General features: G+C 53.9%; 26 protein-coding genes and 3 tRNA genes. 16 read left to right on the forward strand and 13 right to left on the reverse strand.

Annotated elements, in window-relative coordinates:
* The first annotated feature begins 11 nt into the window (after nucleotides 1-11).
* Complete coding sequence (locus HED22_RS17525) at nucleotides 12-1,604, forward strand: hypothetical protein (protein WP_167724675.1); 1,593 nt, start codon at nucleotides 12-14, stop codon at nucleotides 1,602-1,604.
* Between the two features lie 44 nt (nucleotides 1,605-1,648).
* Here HED22_RS17525 and HED22_RS17530 read toward each other — a convergent pair.
* Nucleotides 1,649-1,723: transfer RNA gene (locus tag HED22_RS17530), tRNA-Thr, on the reverse strand.
* Nucleotides 1,724-1,750: 27 nt separating this feature from the next.
* A tRNA-Thr gene (locus tag HED22_RS17535) sits at nucleotides 1,751-1,825 on the reverse strand.
* Between the two features lie 189 nt (nucleotides 1,826-2,014).
* Between HED22_RS17535 and HED22_RS17540 the strand changes: the two genes are divergently transcribed.
* The 7 genes from HED22_RS17540 (at nucleotide 2,015) to HED22_RS17570 (ending at nucleotide 7,202) form a co-directional block, all read left to right on the forward strand.
* Entirely contained in the window at nucleotides 2,015-2,176 is a 162-nt protein-coding gene (locus tag HED22_RS17540) for a hypothetical protein (RefSeq protein ID WP_167724434.1), read from the forward strand.
* A 132-nt stretch (nucleotides 2,177-2,308) separates the two neighbouring features.
* On the forward strand, nucleotides 2,309-2,863 hold the full coding sequence (dcd, locus tag HED22_RS17545; RefSeq protein WP_044828071.1) for a dCTP deaminase: 555 nt from the start codon (nucleotides 2,309-2,311) through the stop codon (nucleotides 2,861-2,863).
* Between the two features lie 82 nt (nucleotides 2,864-2,945).
* Nucleotides 2,946-4,238 (forward strand): UDP-N-acetylglucosamine 1-carboxyvinyltransferase, encoded by a 1,293-nt coding sequence (murA, locus tag HED22_RS17550; RefSeq protein WP_167724676.1) that lies wholly within the window; start codon nucleotides 2,946-2,948, stop codon nucleotides 4,236-4,238.
* A 46-nt stretch (nucleotides 4,239-4,284) separates the two neighbouring features.
* Nucleotides 4,285-4,944 (forward strand): ATP phosphoribosyltransferase, encoded by a 660-nt coding sequence (hisG, locus tag HED22_RS17555; RefSeq protein WP_175581298.1) that lies wholly within the window; start codon nucleotides 4,285-4,287, stop codon nucleotides 4,942-4,944.
* Nucleotides 4,934-6,229, forward strand: coding sequence for a histidinol dehydrogenase (gene hisD, locus HED22_RS17560; RefSeq protein ID WP_167724680.1), 1,296 nt, complete (start codon nucleotides 4,934-4,936; stop codon nucleotides 6,227-6,229). Before hisG ends, hisD begins: the two co-directional genes overlap by 11 nt.
* Before the next feature lie 43 nt (nucleotides 6,230-6,272).
* Nucleotides 6,273-6,749: a UPF0262 family protein gene (locus tag HED22_RS17565; RefSeq protein ID WP_044828074.1), complete on the forward strand. Its 477-nt coding sequence runs from the start codon at nucleotides 6,273-6,275 to the stop codon at nucleotides 6,747-6,749.
* A gap of 6 nt (nucleotides 6,750-6,755) precedes the next feature.
* Nucleotides 6,756-7,202 carry an arsenate reductase ArsC gene (locus HED22_RS17570; protein WP_167724682.1) on the forward strand — a complete coding sequence of 149 codons (447 nt, stop codon included), beginning with the start codon at nucleotides 6,756-6,758 and terminating at the stop codon, nucleotides 7,200-7,202.
* A 9-nt stretch (nucleotides 7,203-7,211) separates the two neighbouring features.
* Here HED22_RS17570 and HED22_RS17575 read toward each other — a convergent pair whose 3' ends face one another.
* Nucleotides 7,212-7,706 carry a GNAT family N-acetyltransferase gene (locus tag HED22_RS17575; protein WP_167724684.1) on the reverse strand — a complete coding sequence of 165 codons (495 nt, stop codon included), beginning with the start codon at nucleotides 7,704-7,706 and terminating at the stop codon, nucleotides 7,212-7,214.
* A 256-nt stretch (nucleotides 7,707-7,962) separates the two neighbouring features.
* Between HED22_RS17575 and infA the strand changes: the two genes are divergently transcribed.
* The 5 genes from infA to HED22_RS17600 all read left to right on the forward strand — a co-directional run bounded on the left by infA (nucleotide 7,963) and on the right by HED22_RS17600 (nucleotide 10,711).
* Entirely contained in the window at nucleotides 7,963-8,181 is a 219-nt protein-coding gene (gene infA, locus HED22_RS17580) for a translation initiation factor IF-1 (RefSeq protein WP_007092059.1), read from the forward strand.
* Between the two features lie 150 nt (nucleotides 8,182-8,331).
* Nucleotides 8,332-8,913, forward strand: coding sequence for a nucleoside triphosphate pyrophosphatase (locus tag HED22_RS17585; protein ID WP_167724686.1), 582 nt, complete (start codon nucleotides 8,332-8,334; stop codon nucleotides 8,911-8,913).
* 2 nt (nucleotides 8,914-8,915) lie between these two features.
* Complete coding sequence (locus tag HED22_RS17590; protein WP_167724688.1) at nucleotides 8,916-10,325, forward strand: ribonuclease E/G; 1,410 nt, start codon at nucleotides 8,916-8,918, stop codon at nucleotides 10,323-10,325.
* A complete protein-coding gene (locus HED22_RS17595) occupies nucleotides 10,318-10,518 on the forward strand; it encodes a DNA gyrase inhibitor YacG (protein WP_167724690.1) in 201 nt (66 codons plus the stop codon). The genes HED22_RS17590 and HED22_RS17595 overlap by 8 nt, the downstream gene beginning before the upstream one ends.
* Nucleotides 10,519-10,635: 117 nt before the next feature.
* Nucleotides 10,636-10,711 (forward strand) — tRNA-Phe (locus HED22_RS17600).
* A 694-nt stretch (nucleotides 10,712-11,405) separates the two neighbouring features.
* Here the strand turns inward: HED22_RS17600 and HED22_RS17605 are convergent.
* From HED22_RS17605 to HED22_RS17615, 3 genes are all read right to left on the reverse strand, one after another.
* Entirely contained in the window at nucleotides 11,406-12,086 is a 681-nt protein-coding gene (locus tag HED22_RS17605) for a hypothetical protein (protein ID WP_167724692.1), read from the reverse strand.
* 131 nt (nucleotides 12,087-12,217) lie between these two features.
* Nucleotides 12,218-12,658, reverse strand: a complete 441-nt coding sequence (locus HED22_RS17610; RefSeq protein ID WP_167724694.1) for a hypothetical protein — start codon at nucleotides 12,656-12,658, stop codon at nucleotides 12,218-12,220.
* A gap of 62 nt (nucleotides 12,659-12,720) precedes the next feature.
* Nucleotides 12,721-13,764, reverse strand: a complete 1,044-nt coding sequence (locus tag HED22_RS17615) for a hypothetical protein (protein WP_167724696.1) — start codon at nucleotides 13,762-13,764, stop codon at nucleotides 12,721-12,723.
* Nucleotides 13,765-14,256: 492 nt separating this feature from the next.
* Between HED22_RS17615 and HED22_RS17620 the strand changes: the two genes are divergently transcribed.
* Complete coding sequence (locus HED22_RS17620; RefSeq protein WP_167724698.1) at nucleotides 14,257-15,804, forward strand: CYTH and CHAD domain-containing protein; 1,548 nt, start codon at nucleotides 14,257-14,259, stop codon at nucleotides 15,802-15,804.
* Between the two features lie 37 nt (nucleotides 15,805-15,841).
* Here the strand turns inward: HED22_RS17620 and HED22_RS17625 are convergent, their stop codons facing one another.
* The gene (locus tag HED22_RS17625; protein WP_167724700.1) at nucleotides 15,842-17,320 is read right to left on the reverse strand and encodes a deoxyribodipyrimidine photo-lyase; all 1,479 of its coding nucleotides are present in this window, start codon (nucleotides 17,318-17,320) and stop codon (nucleotides 15,842-15,844) included.
* A gap of 119 nt (nucleotides 17,321-17,439) precedes the next feature.
* Entirely contained in the window at nucleotides 17,440-18,960 is a 1,521-nt protein-coding gene (locus HED22_RS17630) for a PLP-dependent aminotransferase family protein (RefSeq protein ID WP_167724702.1), read from the reverse strand.
* A gap of 116 nt (nucleotides 18,961-19,076) precedes the next feature.
* Between HED22_RS17630 and HED22_RS17635 the strand changes: the two genes are divergently transcribed.
* Nucleotides 19,077-19,721, forward strand: a complete 645-nt coding sequence (locus HED22_RS17635; RefSeq protein WP_167724704.1) for a pyridoxamine 5'-phosphate oxidase family protein — start codon at nucleotides 19,077-19,079, stop codon at nucleotides 19,719-19,721.
* A 67-nt stretch (nucleotides 19,722-19,788) separates the two neighbouring features.
* Here the strand turns inward: HED22_RS17635 and HED22_RS17640 are convergent, their stop codons facing one another.
* Nucleotides 19,789-20,697, reverse strand: coding sequence for a pseudouridine-5'-phosphate glycosidase (locus HED22_RS17640; protein ID WP_167724706.1), 909 nt, complete (start codon nucleotides 20,695-20,697; stop codon nucleotides 19,789-19,791).
* Between the two features lie 263 nt (nucleotides 20,698-20,960).
* On the opposite strand from HED22_RS17640, the gene HED22_RS17645 reads away from it, so the two are divergent.
* On the forward strand, nucleotides 20,961-22,154 hold the full coding sequence (locus tag HED22_RS17645) for an MFS transporter (protein WP_167724708.1): 1,194 nt from the start codon (nucleotides 20,961-20,963) through the stop codon (nucleotides 22,152-22,154).
* Nucleotides 22,155-22,233: 79 nt separating this feature from the next.
* On the opposite strand, the gene ilvC is transcribed toward HED22_RS17645, so the two are convergent.
* From ilvC to miaA, 4 genes are all read right to left on the reverse strand, one after another.
* Nucleotides 22,234-23,253, reverse strand: coding sequence for a ketol-acid reductoisomerase (gene ilvC / locus HED22_RS17650; protein WP_167724710.1), 1,020 nt, complete (start codon nucleotides 23,251-23,253; stop codon nucleotides 22,234-22,236).
* 116 nt (nucleotides 23,254-23,369) lie between these two features.
* A complete protein-coding gene (gene ilvN, locus HED22_RS17655; RefSeq protein WP_167724712.1) occupies nucleotides 23,370-23,879 on the reverse strand; it encodes an acetolactate synthase small subunit in 510 nt (169 codons plus the stop codon).
* 102 nt (nucleotides 23,880-23,981) lie between these two features.
* Nucleotides 23,982-25,745 carry an acetolactate synthase 3 large subunit gene (locus tag HED22_RS17660; protein ID WP_167724715.1) on the reverse strand — a complete coding sequence of 588 codons (1,764 nt, stop codon included), beginning with the start codon at nucleotides 25,743-25,745 and terminating at the stop codon, nucleotides 23,982-23,984.
* Between the two features lie 152 nt (nucleotides 25,746-25,897).
* Nucleotides 25,898-26,866 (reverse strand): tRNA (adenosine(37)-N6)-dimethylallyltransferase MiaA, encoded by a 969-nt coding sequence (gene miaA, locus HED22_RS17665; RefSeq protein WP_167724717.1) that lies wholly within the window; start codon nucleotides 26,864-26,866, stop codon nucleotides 25,898-25,900.
* Between the last annotated feature and the right edge of the window lie 89 nt (nucleotides 26,867-26,955).

The raw sequence follows: 26,955 nt of genomic DNA on the forward strand, positions 1-26,955 counted from the left end.
AGGTGTCCGGGATGCGTTCGAAAAAGAGTTCACATACAGACGATGTATCGTCATGGCTTGGTAAGCCGGTCCACAAATTCACTTCACGTGTCTTTGCCGGATTGTCGATTTTTTGGACCATCTGCGCCGTTATTGAGGGTCTTGGTGTACTACATGCATTCAACATTAATTGGATGGATGTTTTTCCGGGGCGCTCACATTCGGTAACCGTCAGTGTTTTCGGTTTCGCCTTTTCGTTGGTCCTGGGCTTCTGGGTTTATTCGTTTTCAGCTCATCCCACCCGGCGAGATGCCATATATGGTTTTGTTGGCTTAATTGTTTCAGCATTGCTTTGGTGTCAACTGACGCAGGATTTTCCTTCTTCTGCGAATGAAGTGGACCCCTCGTGGTTATGGCTTTCAATCGTTCTCACCTGCGTTTTCACACTGCTGGCGCGAAGACTTTACGCAAAAAGAATGCTCCTGCTCATTGCTCTTTGTTTGGCTGCGCCCATCGGTGCACAAGTTTTCCTCGGGGGAGATGACTGGAATGTGGCGTTGTATGTCTCGGCTTATTGGTTGAACCGCGAAGGAGCGTGGTCTCCATTGCCTGTAATCTTCTTTTTCATGTTCCCGATATGCTTGCTGGCGTGGCGAGCAGACCAAATCGAATTTGGGTACAAATTCAAAAGACGTGCCCTTGCATGGGTCTCGATGAAGGCAAGTTTGTCGCACACGATTTTCCGCCCCGTGAATAGCCAAAATCTCTATTGGAGAAAGCAATCATTCGTTTTCTTGGTAGTTCTGATAGGTCTCATAGGCGACAGACTCGAGTTGGAGCATATTGGGTTTTTGTTCATCCTGCTGGGGGGCTTGTCCCTTCCTCTTTTGCTGGCTCGGATACTTGAGTTCCAAGGCTTCAGTCGACGCGAAAACCACAAAAAGTGGTGTTATGTGTTGGTTTATCTAATGTTGCCGTTGATTCTTTTGGGGGCGATAATTTCAGACGCATTGTTTTTTGTTTTCGCGTTCGCCAGTTTTTCCGCGGCACTCCAGTTCCAGCACAAAGGCAGCGTCCCAACAACATCTGGCGATTTTTCTTGCCGCTTAACTGCGTACGCTTGTTCGGTGGTCTACAATGCGGTTTTTCTTCTGTTTATAGCACTTCTGGCATGGGTTTTAGGAATGTTGGTGCCATCATTATGGGGCTATCATGACTTGCTCGATTTGTGGGGATTCGAAGCGATCATTGTGAGTTCTTTGATCGCCATTGCGACGGTTGGGTTGTTGGGGAAGCTGCGGGGTAGCTACGAAAAGTCGCATTCAGATGCCGTTCTCGCTGGTTTCTTGGTGTTTTTGTGTTTTTTCTTTGTTGAGGGAAAATCGCCGGGGATGTCAGGAGGTTTGGCTGTCACAGCAATGCTGGTCGGAACCCTGTTCGGTGCCACGGCTATTGAGCTACTCGATCGACGTAAGGGCTTTGGTCTTGCGCTTTTGAATGGCGGCCGGGAGATTTACTCGTGGGCGATTGGCTGCCCAACGGTCCTTATTCCGCTGTCCGTTATTGGGATAATGGTTAGCGCACTCTACGGAATACGGTTCTATACCATTAGCTACCTAATGTAATGCGGTGATGGATTGCGAATGTAAAAGGGGAATGCATTGGAAAATGGTGCTGCTGGGGAGATTTGAACTCCCGGCCTCTCCCTTACCAAGGGAGTGCTCTACCCCTGAGCTACAGCAGCCCGATAATCAGGCTGACCGGTGGGCAATGGTGCTGCTGGGGAGATTTGAACTCCCGGCCTCTCCCTTACCAAGGGAGTGCTCTACCCCTGAGCTACAGCAGCATGAGCCCTTGCGGTGCGGGCGGGTTATAGGCCACGTATCAGTAATTGGTCAAGCCTGAATTATACGAAGTTTTTCGATTGTTCCCGTGGCAGGGCTTTTCGCCCTGTTTTCGTCAAGATCGGCTGTAATTTTTCGCGTGCTGTTTTATAACGGGGCTATCAATCAACTCGGACAAATCTGACGGAACCATGACTGCCAAAAAATCTGATATGCGTCCGGCCGTGAACGAGGAACGCTTAAAGCGTGAAGCGGAAGCTTTGCGTGCCAACCTGGCCAAGCGCAAGCAACAGCAACGTACGCGTAAAAATGACCAAGGCGGGTCCGCCAAGGATGAAAAAAGCGAGGACTGATCACAGCCGGTCTTTATTTCATCTATCCTAGTGGTCGACACGCGCATCGTTTGGTTGATCTCGATGCCAACGGGCGGGTAAAACCGTAAGTACTGAACGTGGTTGGGAATTTAGCAAAAACAGGGGTGCACGATGTCGGTAAGACCGGATCACTGGATACGCCAGATGGCGCAGGAAAAAGGAATGATCGAACCGTTCGTTGACGGGTTCAAACGCGATGGTGTGATTTCCTATGGTGTCAGCTCATACGGTTATGACGCACGCGTCGCCGACGAGTTCAAGATTTTCACCAATGTCGACTCGGCCATCGTCGATCCCAAGGAATTTTCCGATGACGGTTTTGTCAATCGCAAGACAGATGTCTGTGTGATCCCGCCCAACAGTTTTGCCTTGGCGCGCACGGTGGAATATTTCCGCATACCGCGCGACACCTTGGTGATCTGTCTGGGCAAATCGACCTATGCCCGTTGCGGCATCATCGTCAATGTCACACCGCTGGAGCCCGAATGGGAAGGGCATGTGACCCTTGAATTTTCCAACACCACACCGCTTCCGGCGCGCATTTATGCCAATGAAGGGGCCTGTCAGTTCATTTTCCTGAAAGCGGAAAGTGAATGCGATACCTCCTATGCGGATCGCGCAGGCAAATATATGGGCCAAAAAGGTGTCACATTGCCGCGCCTGTGATAAAGGGATGGCAGAAATCTGGTGGTGATACACCAAGACACGCGATTGCTGTGCCAATGCGCACAGCACAAATGAGGACTGAATGGACAAGATCAAGATTTCCGGTGGTCGCCGCCTGCAGGGCAAAATTGCAATCGGCGGTGCCAAAAACGCGGCTCTGCCGTTGATGGCAGCATCCCTGCTGACAGATGAAACGCTGACCCTGTCGAACCTGCCGCATCTGGCAGATATCACATCAATGGCCAACCTTTTGGCCCAGCATGGTGTTGCGTTGCATCTGAACGGGCATGCTCCCAATGGCGGGCATAATGGCCGCGTTCTGGAAATGACCGCCAAGGAAATCACTTCAACCACGGCACCCTATGATCTGGTGCGCAAGATGCGTGCATCGGTGTTGGTGCTCGGTCCGATTGTCGCGCGTTGTGGTGTGGCGCGTGTGTCGCTGCCCGGTGGGTGCGCGATCGGCAACCGTCCGGTTGACTTGCACCTCAAGGCGCTCGAAGCCATGGGGGCGGAAATCCATTTGACCGAGGGCTATATCGAAGCCCGCGCACCCGAAGGCCTCAAAGGCGGCCATATCCTATTCCCGCAGGTTTCGGTCGGCGCCACTGAAAACGCCCTGATGGCGGCATCGCTTGCTGACGGTGTTGTCACCATTGGCAATGCAGCCCGTGAGCCCGAGGTTTCCGACTTGGCCTGTTGCCTTGTTGCCATGGGGGCCGAGATCGAAGGTATTGGCACGGATACCCTTAAAGTCACCGGTAAGCCGCGCCTGCACGGGGCGGAATACTCGGTTGTTCCAGACCGGATCGAAACTGGCACCTACGCGATTGCGGCAGCCATCACCGGTGGTGAGATCGAGCTGACCGGCACGCGCTTGGAACTGATCGACAGCCTTGTTGATGCCATGCGTGCAGCTGGTGTTGAAGTCGAAGAAACCGACGAAGGCATGAAAGTCCGTGGTAACCGTGCAACGCTTAAGGGCGTTGACGTGATGACCGAACCCTATCCGGGCTTCCCGACCGATATGCAGGCGCAATTCATGGCGCTGATGTCGGTTGCCAACGGTGCGTCGATGATTACCGAAACCATTTTCGAAAACCGTTTCATGCATGTCCCGGAACTGAGCCGTATGGGGGCTGATGTCAACGTACATGGCCGTTCGGCAATTGTGCGTGGCAGTGCGAAGCTTTCCGGGGCGGAAGTCATGGCAACCGATCTGCGTGCATCGGTCTCCATGGTGCTTGCAGGCTTGGCAGCCGAGGGTGAGACGGTTATTAACCGTGTCTATCATCTCGACCGCGGTTACGAGCGGCTTGAAGAAAAACTGAGCTCCTGCGGGGCGCAGATCGAACGTGTCCGGGTTCCGGCCTGATATCAAGGCTACCGGACAACTGAAAAACGCGTAAGGCGATTGATTGATGAGTGACGAAAAGCTGGTGCTAGCCCTGCCCAAGGGGCGCATTCTTGATGAGGTAATGCCGCTGGTGCGATCCGCCGGGATTGAACCCGAAGCGGCATTTGATGATCCGAAATCCCGCGCTCTTCGGTTCTCAACCAACCATCCGCATATCGATATCATTCGCGTGCGCAGCTTTGACGTCGCAACCTTTGTCGCCTTTGGCGCTGCGCATATCGGGGTGTGCGGCAATGATGTCCTGATGGAATTTGATTATCCCGATATCTACGCACCGCTTGATCTCAATATCGGTCATTGCCGAATTGCCGTTGCAGAGCCCGAGGAAATGATCGAAGGCGATGACCCGTCGCGCTGGTCGCACGTGCGGGTGGCAACCAAATACCCGAACATCACGCGTACCCATTTTGCCAAGCGTGGCGTGCAGGCTGAATGCATCAAGCTGAATGGTGCGATGGAGCTGGCACCGACCCTTGGTCTTTGCCGCCGTATTGTTGACCTTGTTTCCACGGGTAATACGCTTAAGGCCAATGGACTGCGTGAAATTGAACACGTTGCAGATGTGACATCGCGACTGATCGTCAATCGTGCCGCGCTCAAGACCCGACCGACCGATATCCAGCCATGGATCGACCGTTTCTCCGAGGTGCTCAATGCCGCTTAAGCTTTCCATTACTGACGCCAGTTTCGAGGAAGATTTCGTCAAGCTCTTGGGCATGAAGCGGGAATCGGATGCAGACGTTGATGCGGCCGTTGCTAACATTATTGCTGATGTCCGTGCGCGCGGTGACGAAGCCGTTTGTGAGTATACCAATCGCTTTGACCGTCTGAATATCGACGCTTCGGGCATGGCTGTCACCGCTGCCGAGGTTGATGCGGCCATTGCCGATGTTCATCCCGACCTTCTGAATTCACTGGAACTGGCAGCAAAGCGCATTCATGCCTATCACGAAAAGCAGATGCCGGCCGATGAGCGCTACACGGATGAAAGTGGTGTCGAGCTTGGCTGGCGCTGGCGTGCGGTATCGGCCGCAGGGCTTTATGTGCCGGGCGGTCTGGCATCCTATCCGTCATCGGTTCTGATGAACGCCATTCCGGCTAAGGTGGCCGGCGTTGAACGCCTCGTTATGGTGGTACCAACCCCGGATGACAAAATGAACCCGCTGGTTCTGGCCGCTGCCCGCATTGCTGGTGTTGACGAGATCTATCGGATTGGTGGTGCGCAGGCGATCGCTGCCCTTGCCTATGGGACGGAGACCATCAAGCCGGTCGATAAAATCGTTGGCCCGGGCAACGCATTTGTTGCTGCGGCCAAGCGCCGTGTGTTTGGGCAGGTTGGCATTGATATGATTGCTGGTCCGTCCGAGATTCTTGTGGTCGCCGATGGCAGCAACGATCCGAGCTGGGTGGCCGCAGATTTGTTGTCGCAGGCCGAACATGATCCGGTGGCGCAATCGATCCTGATCACTGACGATGCATCCTTTGCCGGTCAGGTGCAGGTGGCAATTGATGCGCATCTGGAAAAACTGCCGCGTGCGGAAATCGCCGGGGCAAGCTGGCGCGACTTTGGTGCAATTGTTTTGGTCGAAAATCTGTCGCAGGCTCCGGCCCTTGTGGATCGGATCGCACCGGAACATCTGGAGCTGGCGGTAGACGACCCGGATGCACTGGCAGAAGACATTCATCATGCCGGTGCCATTTTTCTGGGACGTTATACGCCCGAAGCCATTGGCGACTATGTTGCCGGCCCGAACCATGTCCTGCCGACGGCCCGCTCGGCGCGGTTCTCGTCCGGTCTTGGGGTTTTGGACTTCATCAAGCGGTCATCGCTGATCAAGTGCACACCCGAAAGTCTGGCGAAGATCGGCCCGGCGGCAATCGCCCTTGCAGAAAGCGAAGGTCTGCAGGCGCATGGACTTTCAGTAGCGATCCGTTCAAACCAGATGTAAGCTGTTGCAATGCAGCGTGTGAGGGGACCGCAGGGAGAGAGCCATGGCAGAAAACCAGTGTATTGCCGGTATCTATCTTGACGAGAAGTACAAGGTAAGGCGCCGTCCTGAGGTCGAGCACGAGCAGGCGGTGGCGATCTATGACCTGCTGGAAGAGAATCACTTCGAGCCGGCTGGCGGGTTTGAAGGGCCATATTCGGTGCATATGCGCATCGAGGATAACCGCATCTATATGGATGTGCGCGGCGATGACGATACCGAAAACCTGACGACCATTCCCGTGCCGCTTTCGCCGTTTCGCCGGATCGTCAAAGACTATTTCATGATCTGCGAAAGCTATTATGACGCCATCAAAAAGGCCAGTGCCGCGCAAATCGAAACCATCGATATGGCCAGGCGTGGTCTGCACAACGAAGGCTCCGAACAGCTGCGCGAACTGCTTGCTGACAAGGTGACGATTGATGAGAATACGGCCCGTCGCCTGTTTACGCTGATTTGTGTCCTTCACATCCGGGGTTAAGGCACGGTGGCAGAAGAACTCCCCGGCTCGGTTCTTTTTGCCTGCAGCTATAATGCCGTGCGTTCGGTGATGGCTGCTGCCTTGATGCGTCACTATCATGGAACCCGCATCTATGTTGAAAGTTGCGGGGTGCGTGCGGGTGACCTTGATGGGTTTGCCGTTGCTGTGATGGAGGAAATTGGCCTTGATATTTCCTCATATAATTCCAAAACCTTTGATCAGCTTGAAGACGGGTTCTTTGATTTGATCATCACCATGTCACCCGAAGCCCAGCACCGTGCGGTCGAAATGACCCGCACGATGGCGTGTGATGTGGAATTCTGGAATACCTTTGATGCCACGATTGTCGAAGGTTCGCGCGAAATACGACTTGAAGCCTATAGACAGGTGCGCGACCAAATCAAAAAACGCATTCTGGACCGTTTCCCGATCGGCCCGGCACCAACCATGTGATCCCGTGCGTCAATCCGATGTGGTGAGTGCGTCAAACGCAGCGCCATCAAGGATATAGATTTTCTCATCCTCGGCATGGCGCATGCCAAGCTTCTCGTAAAACCGTTGGCCGGTCATGTTGTCCACATCAACCGATAGCCGGATATAGGATTTCCCGCTGCTACGGGCGTGCTTCGCAACAGCACCAACCAAGCGTCGGGCAAATCCGCCGCCACGATGGCTTCGTGCAACATAAAGATCCTGAATATAAAGCCCGGCCCGCCCCCGAAAGGTCGAATAGCTTGGAAAGAAAAGGCACATCGCGACTGGTGTGTCCTCTGCTATCGCGATCAGGGCATCAAACGCGCGATCTTCACCAAATCCATCACGCGCCAGATCATCGGGTGTGCTGGCAATTTTGTCCGCACATCCGGTCGCCTTGCCAATTTCGCAGATCATGGCATGGAGTGCCGGTGCGTCTTCGCGTCGGGCACGTCGAATTTCAGTGAAGTCCGGGTTGGTCATAAGTGAGCGCTTTCAGTTACAGGCATCTTCAGTGAACATCTTAGGGGGCAAGCAGGTGTTCGAAAAGGGATCAAGCTGTATTCTGTTTGAATGATCCATTTTGGCGCGATTTGGAGAGCCTGTTGTCAGGCCATTCGTTTTACGCAGTGCTGTAACGCCACGCCTTGCGCGTGAAAGGACTTGACCTTTTGCCCGGTTCAGAGCAGTTTGCGGCCCACCGGTATTTTGATATTGCAATACGAAAGCTAGGAGTCACATGGCTAAAGAAGACGTTATCGAGTTTCAGGGCACTGTCGTTGAACTTCTGCCCAATGCGATGTTTCGCGTGAAGCTGGACAATGACCACGAAATCCTTGCCCATACCTCGGGTAAAATGCGCAAGAACCGTATCCGCGTTCTCGCCGGTGACCGTGTCAGCGTCGAAATGACCCCTTATGACCTGACCAAAGGTCGTATTACCTTCCGTTTCAAGTAATCTGAAACCACGACCAAGCGCAAATTGACCTTGTCTGGCGGGGCGTTTACCCTTGCCGTGAGGGCGCATTTTTGCTGCTCGTCTGGAAATGTGAGTAATCATCACATTTCTGATTGAAACGGTCTGGGACGGATATCCGGGAGCCACATTTTGTCAAAACTGATACTGGCATCTGCATCGCCGCGCCGTCTTGAGCTGCTTGCGCAGATCGGAATTGTGCCAGATCAGGTTGTTCCCGCAGATATCGATGAAACGCCAATTTCGGATGAAAGCCCGCGCAGGCTTGCTCTTCGCCTTGCGGAGGAAAAAGCCCGTGCCGTTGCCAAAAGCAATGGCGGGGCTTTTGTGCTTGCGGCTGATACGGTTGTTGCTTGCGGCAGACGTGCGCTTGGCAAGGCCGAAGACGTGGCAGAGGCGCGAAAGTTTCTTGAGCTCCTCTCAGGGCGTCGGCACCGTGTCTATGGTGGCATCTGCGTGATCGCAGCCGATGGTACCGAACGGTCCCGAGTGATCGAGACACAGGTAAAGTTCCGTACTCTTGGCGCGGATGACCTGAAGCGTTACCTTGCCCATGATGAATGGCAGGGCAAGGCTGGGGCCTATGCCATCCAGGGCTTTGCTGCGACCTTTGTTAAGGCGATCTCGGGATCGTACTCCAATGTCGTCGGACTGTCGCTTTGCGAGGTGGACGGTCTGTTGCGCGGTCTTGGCTATTATCCCAAAGAGGTTTGATCATGGCAGTTGGCGGCAAACATCTTACCCGCCTGCTGATTGATGCCGTTGCGCTTGAGCGCAGGGTTGCCCTGATCGAGAATGATCGCCTGACACGGCTGTGGATTGATCGCGGTGGACCCGCACGCTTTGATATCCATCTTGGCCGTGTCTCGAAGATGATGCCGGAAATGGCTGCGGCCATGGTTGCTCTTGACGGTTTACCCGACGGACTTCTTCCTTTTGATCGCCATAACGGCCCACTCCACGAAGGACAATGGGTTTTGGTACAAATCTCCCGCCTTGGCTTCGAAGACAAGGGCGTGAAATTGACGGCCCGGATTGCGATTGAAGGTGTCGGGATGATCCTGCGACCCGTTGCGAACCATATTGAATTGCCTCGCAAGCTTAAGGACGGGGCAAGGCGCACCGAACTGCTTGATCTGTTGACGTCCCTTCAGGCCGGTCAGGACGGCATTATGCTCCGCTCCGTCGCGTTGGACTGGACGCGTGATGCGATCACCGCTGAATACAAACTTCTGAAATCGCAATGGCAAAAGGCTCAAAAGGCGCTCTCTGAGGCTTCCAAGCCCAGATTGGTCAGCAAGGCACAATCGGAAACCGATCAGGTGATCGAACGGCATCTGATGGCCGGTGGTGAATGTATTGTCGACGGAACCGACGAATTCGTGCGACTGCGTGGGTTGCTGACGATGCTTGGTCGGTCCGACGGGAATCTGGTGCGTCATACCGGCAGCCGACTGTTATTTAACGATCAGGATATCGAGGACGAAATCGCCGCTGCGCTCGCCCCCCGTGTCGAACTGCAAGGGGGCGGCTGGATCGCGATTGAGCCGGCAACTGCACTATGCGCGATTGATGTGAACGCCGCCGGCGCAGAGGCTGGACGCGATAGCGAAACCCGCGCTGTTGAAGTCAATGTTCGGGCCGCAAACGAGATCGTGCATCAAATCCGTCTACGCAACATTGGCGGGCTTGTGGTGATTGATCCGCTGCGGATGAAATCACGCGCCGGGCGCGACAAGTTCGATGCGGCAATTCGCGAAGCCTTTGGCGCGGAACTTGATGGTGCGGTCCAGATTGGTGGCTTCACGCGATTGGGACTTTATGAATTCAGTCGTCAGCGGGCGGGCGAATCGCTTCATGCTACCCTGTTTACCAAGCGGGAACACGCACCGCTTTTGACCGATGCTGCGTTGAATTCTATGCTTCGCAACGTTGTGGCGGAAATCCGAAACGGGATGGTTGGCGCGATGGTTCTGTCTGTCAGCCCCTGCGTGGCAAAGGCACTTGCGGATCGGACGGATGCGATCCAAATCCTGACAAATGCTTTTGGGGGTGCGCCAAAAATTGTCACGGACCCGGGCCTTGAAGACGATGCCTATCGGTTGGAGAAAAACGAGTATGAGTGAAAAAAAGATAACGAAAACAGCCAGCTCCGACTGTGTGGTTTGCGGCAAACCGGCTGATGAAAAATACAAGCCGTTTTGCTCCAAACGCTGTGCGGATCTTGACCTTGGCAAATGGATGAACGAAAGCTACGCCATCCCCGCCGCCGAACCGCCCGAGTATCTCGAAGACCTTGAAGATGAAGAAGAATTTTAATCCGTAGCGGGATCACAAAAAAAATGCGATTTGAGGCTGGACAAGCCCCAAAGGAGTTTGTATAACCCCGCTCGTTCCGCAGGGAACACTCCGGAAACGGAGACGAAAGTCGGATTTGCCCAGGTAGCTCAGTTGGTAGAGCAGTGGACTGAAAATCCGCGTGTCGGTGGTTCGAGTCCGCCCCTGGGCACCATCTTTCGGTAGCCAAAAAAACCCGGCCTTTTGGCCGGGTTTTTTGTTGTAGTTTTTGTTTGGTTTGCGAACTACTTCGGCAGTGGAAGATCAAAGGATACGTGTTCGCCGTTGGTATCTGCGCCTGTTCCGCGGATGTCACCATTCTGTCCAACGCGAAAGTTTCCAGCGGAGTAACTTCCATCTGCGCAAATGATCTCCCACCATCCATTCGCGGGAAGCATGTTATCGTTCCGCACGAATTGGCCACGACAGAATTGAGCGCCGTATAACTCCATTTCCCCACCGAGGACGTTCGCGCTAAGGCGTGTGGCTAACTTTGAAAACGGACCTATGCGAGACCAGTTCAAGTCGATTTGCACTGTATCATTGGTGGAGTATGGCAGGCTGGAGAGCTCTTGCCGGGGATGCCAATCCTCGTAGCGGGGGATCGACTTGCTAGTGCAGCCAATGACCAAACTGCAGAGACCTGCCAAAATAATAATTTTTTGTGTTCGAGAGTGCATTCGTGCCCTCAGATGCAGCTTTGACTTCGTGACTTTAAGCGAAGTTTGGCACATCGCAAATGATGAGATCCGGGAAGTAGGTTTTCGGCGAACAAAAAAATGCCCGGCAATCAAGCGGGCATCCTTCGAAGTATACGTATTTAGTTACCACGACATCTCTTCGTCGTTATGCCTGTAACCTTTTTTATCTTATCCGGCGGTGTTTTCGGGGAATAAAGACGCTGAAGTTTTAGCCTTGCACTGAGGGGTATCTAGATTGGCGATGCTTGCGCCATATGCTTCCTTGTCTTCAACAAGGGCGATGTTGTGGGTAAAGCGTTCAAGATCGAATTCAGATAAACCGCAGTAGAAGGCCGTTACAACTGTATCTATGCCGCCCCGGTCATTGTCGTATATCTTGCGCCCCTTCTTTGCACGAACACCAAACTTAGCAACTTTGCAGATGGCTTGACCATTCAAACTCGCATTTCCGTAATAGCCAACTGCTTTGCCATTTGCGTTTGATGTGATTGGCGAAATCTCACCGACAGAAATTTCTGAATTATTAAACGTTGCGCGGAACTTGCTTTCATCTGCCAGCGCGGTCTCAGTTTGTTGGGTGAACCAAACGTCAAAGGTGTATTCTATCATTACCAACCCTTGGCCGCACGCTAACTGTAGGCGGTCATTCTGCACTTGGCCATTGTTGCGGTCACTTTGTTCCAGCTTGGTAACAGGTATCGTTGAAACTGTAGGCACATTGAACCGAGTGCTCATCAGTGGTTTTTCTTGCCATTCGGAAAAACTGTTATTCGGGGTGGTTTGACACGCGGCCAGCAATAGAAAAGGTATGCTTGCAGCAAGACGCTGCAAAAAATTCTCAGACTTCATTGTTTCCCTCGGTGTTTTACGTCCTTAGAGCACGATAAACACTTATGAATTTAATGAAACCTGTTCGAAGGTGTGGGGAGAGATTGGCTCTTTGGTTAGGTGGGCGATTTGGGCCAGCAAGCAGGGTGAGCTTAACGAACGTCTACGAACTGCCATGCTACTGACTGCCCGCTCTGATCTTCGCCGCGAGCAAGAATTCTTCGATCCTCGGACAGTATGAGTGTCCCTTTGGCCAAGCTGTCATTTTCACAAATGATTATCCAATGGCCATCAGCGGCATACTCGCTTTTACTCATAGCGTAGTGGCCGAGACAATTCTGAGTTCCATATACATAAAACCTACCACCTACGACGTTGCTACGAATCCAAATGTCGTAGGTATTGTTATTTCCAATCTGAGGCCATTCGAACTTCGCTTTTGTCATATAGTTATGAAGGAATGGGATTCCCGGTTTGTCGATCTTCGCGACCAGACTTTGATAGGTGGGCGGCGAGTTCGTGACACAGCCAAAGAGAGTTGCCATTGCAAAAACAACAACTAACTTCTTGGCCCTTCGTAACTGCTGCGTCATCGCAATACCCCGTGATCTCTCGCAAATTTGTCGCTGCTGAGTAAGTAACAGAGTTCTTAGAGCTACTTCACGTTGTTTTCAGAGAGCTTCAAATCATTCTTTTTCAGAACGAAGTTCGTCAGCTCAAAGCGGGTCACTCTGCCATTCGCGTCGTATCCAATGCCGATAATGACACCGGGTTTGGACGTTGCGAACTCTCCGATTGCCGAATTTCCATCGTCGCAAATGACACTCCAGTTGCCTTGAACGACTGGGAAGTCTGTAGCAGATTGATAAGTGCCGCTGCAGAGAATATTTTCGTGATTGGCGAATTTGAATAAGCCTTCACGTTTGTTCGAATTGAATTCGACGACGCGAACTTCGTTTTCGACAGATTTCCCGTTCCAGATGAGCGACATTTTTGCAAAAGACTTTGTGTCGAGAGGTTTCTCGAAGTCAAAGTGCCTTGCAATTGAGGGACATTGAGCGGGCGACCAATTTTCGGAAGGTATATCTCTTGGCTGGATTTCCGAAGCAAGTTTGAGGTTTTCTATCAGACTACGGATGTCTAATGCTGGCGTTCCGCAATAATCAATATCTACCAATGTATCTACAAAGCCGGAGTCCCATTCATCTATCCGCTTGTCGCGGGCTCGCATTATTACAAGTCCGTGTTGGCAGCGTTCGCCCTCCAAATTCTCAAAAGATGCGATATGTCCGACTGCGAGTGGCCCGATTTGATCTATTTTTTCAATGCGATAAGGAGTATCTGGGGTTGGCAGGCGCTTTTCGAAGCGTTTTATAAACTTGGTCTCGTCCTTTACACTGTCGAATGCTTGTCGGTCGTAAACGGTGAATGAGGCGTGCTCAATAATGATATCGCCAGCACTACAGTTGAGCACCCATCGTTCTGCCGACCGCCTGAAGTTCCCGGCTTGAACCCCCCCAGAAACACTGCTGACCGGAACATTTGAAGCTGATGGTACGTTAAAGCCGCCAAACATCCGATTTGATGAAAACCAATTATATTTGGGATCCGGGACATCGACGGTTTGGCAGCCCGACAGAATGACCAAACCAAAGAAAGCAGAGAATGTTGAAAACCGAGTGCTTTTGAAAAAATTCATTCGCGCGGAGCCTTGGAATTTGAGGTACGTCCGAAAACAAAAATCTATGATCGAATTCTTGTTTCACGTAAATAACGAAACAAAAAATGGTTCAGATTGCCATGGGTATTAGTGCGGGAATGAATTGGCAATCGCAAGATGAAAATGGGGGTTTTACAAACGCAACTAAAAGTCGGTTTGTTGATTCGCCAAGATGGATTTGGATCAATGCAGACCAGATCGTAGGCATATAGATTATCAACCACCTTACTGCTTTCACGCAAAAATTAACTCAAAATGCTTTCGAATGAAAACGAACGTCTGAGCAAAGTGTTGATCTGTCGTTTAAGGCTTGATTTCGGTAGCATTTCTGCCTTTTGTTGCGGAAATTTTGCATTTCGCTACCATCATTCCTGCCGCCTGTTTCAAACTGCTGAAACATAAAATTGGTTACTACTTGGTAGCGAAACAGCGTGCGTTGCGCTGTTATAATAACTCGCTTGGGAGAACCAGATGGCCGAGAAGCAGATCGAGATCGAACTCAAGCTTCGCATCGATCCGAAACATGTTGCGCGCCTTAAAAGTGCGCCGGTCCTGCGCGAGGTCAAGGAAGGTCGCCGTCTGGTGACAACGCATCTTGTTTCCATCTATCACGATACGCCGAAACTCTCGCTGGCTGAAAAGGGCCTTGCCGTCCGCCTGCGCAGGAAGGGCGCCCATGGCTGGGAACAGACCGTCAAGGCGACCAATGGCCTGCGTGAGGCCCTGCCAGAACGCAATGAATGGACGGTCGAGCTTGAAGAAGGTGTTCTTGATCTTGACCTTTTCACCGACAAGGACGTCAAAAAGCTTCTCAAGAAGTTTGTGAAGAAAAAGAAGATCGACCGCATCTTTGAGAGTGACCTCAAACGCGGGGCAGTGGATCTGACGTATCGCGATGCGGTCATGGAGCTTGCGATTGATCAGGGTGTTGTGCGCTCTGGCGAGAAGGAAGTGCCGATTTCCGAGGTCGAGTTCGAGCTCAAAGAAGGCCATCCGGCAGCCCTTTTTGACCTTGCACTCGAACTTCAACGCACCGTTCCGCTGTTGCTGAGCATGCGATCCAAGGCATCGCGCGGTCGTGACCTGTATCTTGGTAAGGGGCCGGGCGCCTATCGCGCAGCAGCGGTTCAGCTAACCCCGGATATGTCGGCGGAAACAGCCTTTCGGGCCGTGATTGCGCAAGGGCTGCGGATGATACTGAGCAACGAGGTTTGTGTCCGTCAGGACCTTGATATCGAAGGCTGCCATCAGATGCGCGTGGGTATGCGGCGTCTGCGGGTTGCCTTGAACCTGTTCAAGAAAAACCTGCCAGCGGGCGAGGCGGTTTTGCTGCGCCGGTTGCTTAAACTTTGCAGCAAGGGCCTTGATGGTCTGCGCGATTGGGATGTGTTCCTGACCGAGACGCTGCCGATGATCGAGCAACGTTTCCCCGATCATGCGGGCATCGCGGAGCTGAGAAAGGCGGCAGAAAAGCAACGCGAAGCAGCGCTTGGTGCCGCGCGCAATATGCTGGATCAGCCGGAATACGGACAGTTGCTTTTGCTGCTCGGGGCATGGGCCAGCTATTCACGTTGGGCGTCAGGTGCCAGTGCCGTGCAGATGAAGGCGATGGCTGCGCCGGTTTCAGAAATGGCCGAACCGCTTCTTGAACAGGCCTATAAACGTGTCACCAGACGTGGTGATCATGTTGCGGGGCTCAGCACGCCACAGCTTCACGCCTTGCGCCTTGATGTCAAACAGATGCGCTATGGGACCGAGTTCTTCGGCGCGATCTATGGCACGAAGAAGGTCAAGAAGTTCCGATCCAAACTGACCACGATGCAGGAAATCCTCGGCCAGCTTCAGGACGCCGCAGTTGCCGAGGCGCGCCTGATGGCCCTGGCGCCTGAGCTTTCAAAAGACGGCATGATTGCAGTTGGTCTGATTTCGGGCTGGTTTGGTGCGCGCGCCGATCATCGTCTTGAGGGTATCGAAGACGCGATGCATGACTTTATCGATCAGAAGGTTTTCTGGAAGTAGCGCCAAACAGCGTGTCAAATGCCAAGGGCTGTCGGGTTCACCCGACAGCCTTTTTCATATCCTGATAGGCTTCCAGGGCGCGTTCACGACCTTCCTTAAGGCCGATCAGGGGTTCGGGGTAGGTCGTGCCCAATGTCACGCCAGCGGCCTTGAGGATAAGCGGGGAGGCCTCCCAGGGCTTGTGGATGTATTGTTCGGGCATGTCGCGCAGTTCCGGGACCCATTGCCGGACATACTCGCCCTTGGGATCAAACTTCTCACCCTGAAGCACCGGATTGAAAATACGGAAATAGGGGGCTGCATCGGCCCCGCATCCACCGATCCATTGCCATGAAAACGGATTGTTGGCCGGGCAGGCATCAACAAGGGTGTCATCAAACCATGCCAGACCATCGCGCCAATGGATCAAAAGATGTTTCACAAGGATGGAGCCGACAATCATCCGTACCCGGTTATGCATATAGCCCGTATGCCAAAGTTCGCGCATGCCAGCATCGACAATCGGGAAGCCTGTCTGGCCTTTCTGCCAGGCCCGAAGGGCTTTTGCGTCCTCGGACCATGGGAAATTCTTGAACTGGCCCTGTAGCGGGACCGTGCGCAGATCAGTGGCGTGAAACAGAATATGATGGGCAAATTCCCGCCAGCCGAGCTCGGCGACGAATTTTGATGCGGTTTTGCCTTTGCCCGGGTTGGCATCAGCATAATGGTTGGCGGCATGCCAGACCTGATAGGGACTGATTTCACCAAAGCGCAGATGGGGTGAGAGTTCCGATGTCACTCGATGGTCCGGGCGGTCGCGCATATCTGCGTAATCGGTCAATCGATCATCAATGAACTCAAATAGCTGGTCTTTTGCGCCCTGTTCGCCGGGGGTGAAACGTTCCTCGAGGCCTTCGGCCCAATTCACGGGCTTCGGGGAAAGATCAAAGTCGGTGATGTTTATTTGACCCTCAATGTCACCCTTAAACAGCGCAATACTCTTGGGTTTGGAATAGGGTTCACGCGGTGTCGGCAGTTTCTGACAGGCCCGCCAGAACGGGCTATAGACCTTGAAATCCGTCCCTGAACCGGTTTTGACCTCCCACGGTTCAAACAGCAGGTTCGCCTTGTGGCTTTCACACGTCAGGCCGCGGTCCTGCAACACTGATTTGATGTCGATATCGCGTTCGGTCGAGGGCTGGTCATAAAGACGGTTCCAGAAAACTGCCTGAACAGGTTTGTGATCGGCGACGGCTTCAAGAACGGTTTTCGCATCGCCCTTGAACAGGCGTAGTGCCCGATCGGATTTTGTGTCGCCGTGATCTGCGATGTCTTTATTGAGCGCCGAAAGGCTTTTTTCCAGCCACCATTTCGTCGCACCGCCCAACTGATCTGAAATCACCGGATCAAGGATAAAGACCGGAAGCACAGCGCCGTCATTTTCCCTGGCCCATTTCAAGGCCGCCAAAAGGGCCGGATTGTCCGCCAATCGCAGGTCGTTTCTAAACCACATAACGGCGATCGGGCGTTCAGTCATCTGTGTTCCTGCAAGTTTTGAACTTCTGGGGGAGGGGTTTTATGCCGGAGGGGAGAGAGTGAAACGACTGTGACAGCATTTAGAGGCAAGTCGAAGCACTCTCTCTGGCTCGGGGTACATCAAGAGATACGTTTGATGGTTCTGACCAGTTCACTGAAACTTTGCGAAATCACATCTTTTTTCCAGCCGGCAAAACCAAGCACAAGACCGCGCACGGGGATTGGCTGACTTCTTGATCGGTGATCATGGAAATAGGATGAAAGTGCCCGACAATCGAGATCGACCTTCACCAGTTCTTCCTGGATTTTAATATCATCCTGATCCGCAATCAAACGGGTGCAAAGATGCAATCCGCCATCTGATGGCATGACTGACAGGATATCGGATGCATCACCCGCAATCAGGTCTTTCAAGTGCGAACGGCGCTCACCGTATCGCAGGCGCATCTTGCGCACATGGCTGCCAAAATGCCCCTCGGCGAAAAAGGCACCAAGTGCGGCCTGCGTTGTTGGTGCGGGCACGCCATCAGCAAAACCACGAATGCCACGAAAGGCCGGAACCAGTGCCGGGGGCAGAACAAGATAACCAAGCCGGATACCGGGGAACATCACCCGTGAAAACGTGCCGACATAAATCACCCGATTATCGGTATCGAGGCCCTGCAGGGATGACAGCGGCGGCCCGTCATAGCGATAGTCGCTGTCGTAATCATCCTCGACAATCCAGGCATCGTTATCCTGGGCCCATTGCAAAAGCGACAGGCGTCGTGCGAGTGAAAGTGTTGTGCCCAGCGGATAGTTCCTTGATGGCGTGGTAACCACAATCCGTGCGGGCGAGGATGTTTTGCCAAGGCCTGCGACATCCAGGCCGTCTTCATCAACCGTGATCGGATGTACCACAGCCCCGCTTGCCGCCAGCACACCCCGAATGCCTTCATAGCCCGGGTCTTCGGTAGCGATGATGTCGCCCGGATCGACAAGGGCGCGCGCGGCCAAATCAAGCGCCTGCTGCGCGCCGGAAACGATCATCACCTGATCAGCGTTGCAATTGACCCCGCGGGATTGCCGCAGCCATTTGGCAATTTCATCGCGCAACAGCGGCAGACCCAGTGGATCATCGGGGATGGTCAGGTCGATATCTGGCGCACGCCACGACCGGCGCAGCAATCGGGCCCAAAGATCAAACGGAAATGCATCAAGATCCGGTGTCGCCGGGTTAAATGGCCGGGCTACCCGAAAGCGCGCAAAGCGCCGCTGATAGGTCAGCATGCGCTGGGCACTTTGACTGAGCCGGACATCGCGGTCTTCGGGGGCTATGGCGTGTTTGTCTGTGGCGTTTTGACCCGTCTGCATATCCCTGTCCGGCAAGGAAGCGGCAACATAACTTCCGGCACCAACCCGGGTTTCAAGATATCCTTCTGACGTCAGCAGATCGAAACTGGTCACCACCGTGTTACGAGATATGCCAAGTGATTTTGCCAGATCGCGACTGGCCGGCAGGCGTTCACCGGGATGCAACCGGCCATCCAGAATGGCGGATCTGATGCCATGATACAGACGGCGATAAGCGGTGGTCCCGCCATCATCATCGGCATTGTTCGACTGGCTTGGATAGATCCAGCTGTAATCACTGCGCACCATCGCGACCCCGGTGAAAAATTGGTCCTGTCATTTTTATTATAGTGGACCTTTTGAAAAGTCCAATTTGATCCATGATCGGCGCAGTTTTGCCACCAAGTTTGAATTCGGGGTCTGTTATGTCTGATCAATACCAAGTCCATCCGCACACCAAAGTTGTCCGGGGTGCCAAGCGTGCTTCCTATGACCGCGATCAGGTCCATGCCATCATTGATGATGCGCTGATTTGTCATGTTGGAACCGTCGTGGACGGCCGCCCGGCGATGATTCCGACCGCTCATTGGCGGGGAGGGGGACGGATTTATATCCACGGCGCGTCAAAGAACCGGATCCTTGCAGCCATTGCCGAGGGGGCAGAGGCCTGCCTGTGCATCACCCATCTTGATGGTTTGGTGATGGCGCGTTCCGCGTTCCACCATTCGGCCAATTACCGGTCGGTCGTTATCTATGGCAAAGGAACCCTTGTGGCCGATGACGCCGAGAAAATGGAGCATTCCCGACTGTTCACCGAAAAGCTTGAACCGGGTCGGTGGGAACATATCCGAGAACCCAACAAGCAGGAACTCAAGGCCACCATGTTTATTGGTTTTGACCTTGATCAGGTTTCGGCAAAAATCCGGGCCGGTGATCCGGTTGATGATGAAGAAGACTATGATCTTGGCGTCTGGGCCGGTGTCCTGCCTTGCAGGACGACATGGGGTGCGCCAGTCGATGATGCCCGGATCAAGCCGGGGTTCGAGGGCAAAGGTTATCAACGCAGCTAAACGTAAAACAGGCCGGCAACTTCGCCAGCCTGTTTTTTTTTGAGGTTCAATGACGACGAAGCGTCGATCAGTCTGCCATGGCAGCGGCAATTTTCGCACCAAGGCGGGCATTGTTGCGCACCAGTGCAATATTGGCTTCAAGGCTTTTGCCCTCGGTCAGTTGGGTGACACGGGCCAGAAGGAAGGGGGTGACGTCACGCCCCTGAATGCCTTTTTCCTTGGCTTCGATCAGGGCATCGTCAATCGCCCCTTCGATCGCTTCGCGTGCCAATGCCTTGTCGGCTTCTGGCGGGTTGCCAATCACCGCACCCCCTTCAAGACCGAATTCCCATTTCGATTTCAGGAAGGCGGCAAGTTCTTCGGGCGTGTCAAGGCGCAACGGGGCTTTCTGGCCGCTTTCGACCGAATAGAATGCCGGGAATTCATCGGTGCCATAGGCAATAACCGGCACGCCAAGCGTTTCAAGATGCTCAAGTGTTTTGGGGATATCAAGGATCGCCTTGGCGCCGGCGCAAACAACCGCAACACCGGTTTTGCCAAGTTCGGTCAGATCGGCCGAGACATCAAAGTTCCCGGCAAGGTCACGATGCACCCCGCCAATGCCGCCAGTGGCAAAGACGCGAATGCCGGCCTTTTCGGCCAGGATCATGGTTGCCGATACGGTGGTGGCGCCATCACGTTTCTTGGCAAGGCAATAGGGGATGTCACGACGTGACAGTTTGAGAATGTCGGTCCCCTTGGCAAAATATTCCAGCTCTTCGGGGGACAGGCCGATCTTGCAGCGACCGCCGATCACGGCAATGGTGGCCGGGATCGCGCCATTGTCACGCACATCCTGTTCAACTGCGCGCGCGGTTTCAAGGTTCTGCGGATAGGGCATGCCATGGGAAATGATGGTGGATTCAAGGGCGACAACAGGCTTGCCTGCGGCAAAGGCTTCTGCGACCTCGGGGGCGATATCAATAGTGTCCGACATTCATCATACTCGTTTTTGAGTGAGAGTTTTAAAGCCCAGAATTAAACAGGTCGGCCTTTGAAATCCAGCGCAAAGCAAGCGGTTTTGCGAATGGCTGCTGTGCGTGGCGGGATCAACCGGTTCCATACCGGCACGGCACCTGTGTCAGGCGTCAGGTTCAGGACCCATTTAACCAAATTAATGGGTCCTGAACCTGGATTGTAAGTCTTTGATTTGGCGGCTATCGTAGGTGCACCACCAACCGACTTAAGGCCCACCCGAAAATGCATGCCAAGCCCACCCTGACAACCGGTCTTCTGGCCTTTATGGCGGTTGGAAGCGGCCTGTCCGTTGCCAGTCTGTATTATGTTCAGCCGTTGCTCGAACTTCTTGCCCGTGAATACGGCCTTAGCGAAACCAATGCCGGTTTTCTGGTGACACTGGCACAGTTGGGTTATCTGGCAGGGCTGATTGTTGTCGTGCCGCTGGGCGATCATCACGAACGGCGCAAACTCCTGGTCATTACATCGGCTTTAACGGCATTGGGGCTGCTGGCGATGGGGCTTGCCCCGTCTTTCATGTTACTTGCGGCCTTTAGTGTCGTGGTCGGCACCACCTGTGTAACAGCGCAACTTCTCGTACCACTGGCGGCCCATCTGGCATCGGATGAAAAGCGCGGCTCGGCGGTGGGCGGTGTGATGAGCGGCTTGCTAATGGGCATTCTTCTGGCGCGCACTTTTTCCGGTGTCATGGCCGAACTTGCCGGTTGGCGGTCGGTGTTTATTGTCGCGGCGGCTTTGATGGCGATGTATTCCGTGGCCTGTTGGCGGGTGTTGCCGCACCTGGCCCCGACCTCGAACACCAGCTATCGCACCCTTTATGTGTCGATCCTGCATCTGTTTCGTGATGAGGCCGTACTGCGTCGACGCAGCCTGATCGGTGGCCTGCAATATGCGGTCTTTGGTATTTTCTGGACCGCGATGGCCTTCATGCTGGTGCGCCAGTATCAGATGTCCGAGGCCATGATCGGGATGTTCGGCCTGATCGGGGCGATTGGCATTCTGGCAGCCCGCATTGCCGGAAAGCTCGCCGACAAGGGCTGGGCACGGCTCAGCACTGGTGGCTTCCTGTGTGTGACGATCTCAAGCTGGCCGCTGCTGTATTGGGGGCAATGGTCAATCATTGCCTTTGGCATCGGGGTGGTGTTGCTTGATCTCGGCATTCAGGGCGCGCATATCTCAAACCAGAGCGAGATTTACCGCCTGAACCCCGAAGCGCGTAACCGCCTGACCACGGGCTATATGGCCAGTTATTTTCTGGGTGGGGCTTTTGGTTCGGCCAGTGCAGCGGTGTCCTATGGCATGGGCGAATGGCCTGCCGTCGTGGCGCTTGGGTTGGCGGTTTCGATCCTGTGTGCGGTGATCTGGGCCTTGACCGAGCTCAGGTTCCCGGTGGGTCAAATGAAACACGGGGCCTGATTAATCAAAATGACTGCCCAAAGCAAAAACGGCCGTCCCATCGGGACGGCCGTTTGCGTAAGAACGATCCAAGCGGAGCTTAGTTCTTTTCTTTGTCGACGAGCTGGTTTGCAGCAATCCACGGCATCATCGCGCGCAGCTTGGTACCAACTTCTTCGATTTCGTGTTCAGCGTTCAGACGGCGGGTTGCCTTGAACATCGGCTGGCCGCAATGCATTTCCTGAACGAAGTCACGGACGAATTTGCCTTCCTGAATGTCAGCAAGAACTTCTTTCATGCGTTCCTTGACCGATGCATCAACAACGCGCGGGCCGGTGACATAGTCGCCGTATTCTGCGGTGTTGGAGATCGAGTAACGCATGTTGGCCATGCCGCCTTCATACATCAGGTCAACGATCAGTTTAACTTCGTGGAGGCATTCGAAATAGGCCATTTCCGGCGCATAGCCAGCTTCGGTCAGGGTCTCGAAGCCGTATTTGATCAGCTGGGTGAGGCCGCCGCACAGAACAGCCTGTTCGCCGAACAGGTCGGTTTCACACTCTTCACGGAAGGTGGTTTCGATAACGCCCGAACGACCGCCACCGATTGCCGAAGCATAGGACAGAGCAACTTCAAGCGCGTTGCCCGATGCGTTCTGTTCGATGGCCACAAGGCACGGAACCCCGCCGCCACGTGCATATTCGGAACGAACGGTGTGACCCGGGCCTTTCGGCGCGATCATCATGACGTCAAGGTCAGCGCGCGGCTCGATCAGGCCGAAGTGAACGTTCAGGCCGTGTGCGAACAGAAGGGCGGCACCCTGTTTCAGGTTGTCGCGCAGTTCGTTGGCATAGATCGCAGCCTGATGCTCATCCGGGGTCAGGATCATGACGACGTCTGCCCAAGCAGCAGCTTCAGCCGGGGTCATGGTTTTCAAGCCAGCATTTTCTGCCTTTTTGCGCGAAGCGGAGCCTTCACGAAGACCAACAACAACTTCTTTAACGCCGGAATCATGGAGGTTCAGTGCATGGGCATGGCCCTGCGAACCGTAACCGATGATGGCAACTTTTTTGGTTTTGATCAGATTAACATCTGCATCGCGGTCGTAATAAACACGCATCTTTCGATACCTCTGGACGTTGGACCACGCTGATTTTCATGCGTGGCGGATGGTAATAATTATTATGGGGCAGGCCCCAATGCCGTACCCGATGCGGATCACCGGGCAGGGCAAACTCACATCGTCAGTGTGCCGCGCGAAATTGCAGCCACACCGGTACGAGAAATTTCCGAAAGCCCAAGCGGCTCCATCAATTTGATAAAGGCGTCGATTTTTTCAGGGCTGCCGATGATTTCATACACGAAGGAATCATTGGTCGCATCCACTGCGCGCGCCTTGAAGATATCGGCGATACGCAGGGATTCCACACGTTTTTCACCCGATGCGATCACCTTGACCAATGCAAGCTCGCGCTCGACACTTGGCCCGGCAAGGGTCAGATCGCTGACCTTGTGTACCGGGACAAGGCGGGAAAGCTGTGCCTTGATCTGTTCAATCACCATCGGAGTACCCGAGGTAACCACGGTAATGCGCGACTGGTGGGCGTTGGCGTCGACTTCGGCGACGGTCAGGCTTTCAATGTTATAGCCACGGCCGGAAAACAGCCCGATAACACGGGCCAGAACGCCGGACTCGTTATCCACCAGAACGGATATGGTGTGTTTCGAAATTTCGGTTTCTTTCACGGTTTCGCTCCGCTAGGGCTCGGTCGGGGGCAGGAAGATGCCGCCCGCCGGCCTTTTCATTTTGATGTGATAAGTTCTTTGCGCACAGTTGGTATGTGCGGATCAGACCAGAACCATCCCTTCGTCGGAATCAATGGCCTCGTCGCCGCTGGTGTCCTGCGCAAGCAGCATTTCATTGTGCGGCTTGCCCGACGGAATCATCGGATAGCAGTTTTCCTTGTCATCAACAGCAACGTCCAAAATTACCGGACCGTCAATTTCCAGCATCTTCTTGATGGCATCATCAAGATCAGCCGGTTTGTCACAGGTCAGTCCGGTAAAGCCAAAGGCCTCGGAAAGTTTGACGAAGTCGGGCAGGGTTTCGCTATAGCTTTCGGAATAACGCGACCCGTGCAGAAGCTGCTGCCACTGCCGGACCATGCCCATGTAACGGTTGTTCAGGATCACGGTTTTGATTGGCAGACGATACTGCGTCATCGTCGCGCATTCCTGAATGTTCATCATGATCGACGCATCACCCGTGAAGCACACAACCGTCGCATCCGGGTGGGCAACCTGCACACCAAGGGCGGCTGGCATGCCATAGCCCATTGTGCCCAGACCGCCAGACGTCATCCATTCATACGGATGTTCAAACCCGAAATGCTGGGCGGCCCACATCTGGTGCTGTCCAACATCGGTGGTGATATAGGTCTTGCGATCACGGGTTGCGGCATGGATCGAGCGGATAACATGTTGCGGCTTGATGACATCCTTGGACTGCTTGTAGGACAGGCAGCGTTTGGAGCGCCATCCTTCGATCTCTTTCCACCAGCTATCGAGCGCGTTTGCTTCGATTTTGTACTGTTTGGCTTTCCAGATCTTGATCATGTCTTCGAGTACATGACCAACATCGCCAACAATACCAATATCGACCGGAACGTTCTTGTTGATCGAGCTTTGATCAATGTCGATCTGAATTTTCTGCGAGTTCGGCGCAAAGAAATCAAGATTGCCGGTCACACGGTCATCGAAACGCGCGCCAATCGCAACCATGACGTCGCAATCATGCATCGACATGTTCGATTCATAAGTGCCGTGCATTCCGACCATGCCAAGATACTGCTTGTCCGACGCAGGATACGCACCAAGCCCCATCAGGGTAAGTGTGATCGGTGCACCGATCATGCGGGTAAATTCGGTCAGAAGCTTGCAGGCCTGCGTGCCGGAATTGATCACACCGCCGCCGCAATACAGGATCGGTTTCTTGGCCGATGCCAGCATTTCCATGGCTTCTTCGATCTGGCTGCGTTCGCCCTTGACCACCGGGTTATAGGTGCGGTGCTGAACCTGTCCCGGTTCCAGATATGGCGCCTTGCCAACCAGAATGTCCTTGGGCAGGTCGATAACAACCGGTCCCGGACGGCCGCTTGAAGCGACATGGAAGGCTTCGTGCATCGTGCGCGCCAGCTTGTCCGGATTTTTCACCAGATAGTTATGCTTGGTGCACGGACGGGTAATGCCGGTGGTGTCAGCTTCTTGGAAGGCATCATTCCCGATCAGGTGGGTCGGGACCTGACCTGTCAGGCAGACAACTGGAATGGAATCCATCAACGCGTCGGTAAGGCCCGTAACGGCGTTTGTCGCACCCGGTCCCGAGGTCACCAGTACTACGCCGACCTTACCGGTCGAGCGGGCGTAACCTTCAGCAGCGTGGACAGCAGCCTGTTCATGGCGCACGAGAACGTGACGAATCCGATTCTGTTTAAATATCTCGTCATATAGCGGTAGCACAGCGCCGCCGGGATAGCCGAACACGACTTCCACACCCTGATCAGCAAGGGCCTGCAACACTACTTCCGAACCGCTTAAAATACGTTCTGCCATGATTTTCGAGCCTCTTTACTTAGCGACAACAACGTGTCGCGTGATAACCGCGTGATTGAAACATGATCCAATTATCCTCGAATTGGAGTTGAAAAATCCGCCAAAATGGCGGTTTTCCGCCATTTCGGCGGGTGAAGCGCCAACCTATCGCCTCACTTTGGCGTGGTCAACAGAAATTGGTTAACATCATGACGCATTTTTGCTGCCAAACTTTCCGAATATTGCGCGTCGATGATTTCCTTGGCCGTCATTTGATGACGAAACCAGGTTAATTGCCGTTTTGCATAGCGTCTGGTTTCGCGTTGCGATTTCTCTTTGGCCGTGGCCAGATCAATCTCACCTGCAAGGTAAGCTGCAATCTCGCGCACCCCCACAGCCTTCATAACAGGCGCTGTTTCAGGCAATTCAAGGGCAAGCAGCCCTTTAACTTCATCAATCGCCCCCTGTTCGATCATCAGATCAAAACGCCGGTTACAGCGGTCATACAGAATGTCCCGCGGTGGCATGTAACAAAGTTTCTTGAATTTCATGTTTTCCGGCGGGGTGATTACCGGTTCGGTGTGCCAATTCGCCAGTCCGCGTCCGGTATGGGCAAAAACCTCGGCGGCGCGAATCAGCCGCTGGGTATTGCTGCCATCAAGGTTGGCTGCCGTTTCCGGGTCTTGCTCCTGAAGTTTGGCAAAGAATGCTTCGTGGCCGAGTTCTTCAAGCTCGCGGGTGACGTCTTCGCGAATCCGTGCCGGAACATCCGGTATCGGCGCAATCCCCTCGGTCAGGGCATTAAGATACATGCCGGTCCCGCCGGTGATGATCGGAATTTTGCCGTTGGCGTGACAGTCGGCAATCTCGGCCATCGCCATTTCGCGCCACTTGCCAGCCGAACAGGCCTCGCGCCCGGACAACACGCCATAAAGCCGATGCGGTGCGCGTGCCATTTCACTTTCATCGGGGCGCGCAGATAGCACACGCAACTCCTGATAGACCTGCATGCTATCGGCATTGATCACCACCCCGTCAAAGGCCTCTGCCAGATCAAGGGCCAATGCCGACTTTCCACTTGCGGTGGGTCCGGCAACGATCAGGACAGGGGCAAACGAACTGTTGGCTTGTGTGGCCGACATCAAACTGCTTTCAGGATTTGGTGGTCAAATGAAGGTCGGCCAGTCTATTGGGTTTGGGGCGACAGTCCTAGGAATTTACGCGGCAAAAA

The sequence above is a fragment of the Thalassospira sp. HF15 genome (genome assembly GCF_011806525.1).
Classification (GTDB): Bacteria; Pseudomonadota; Alphaproteobacteria; order Rhodospirillales; family Thalassospiraceae; genus Thalassospira.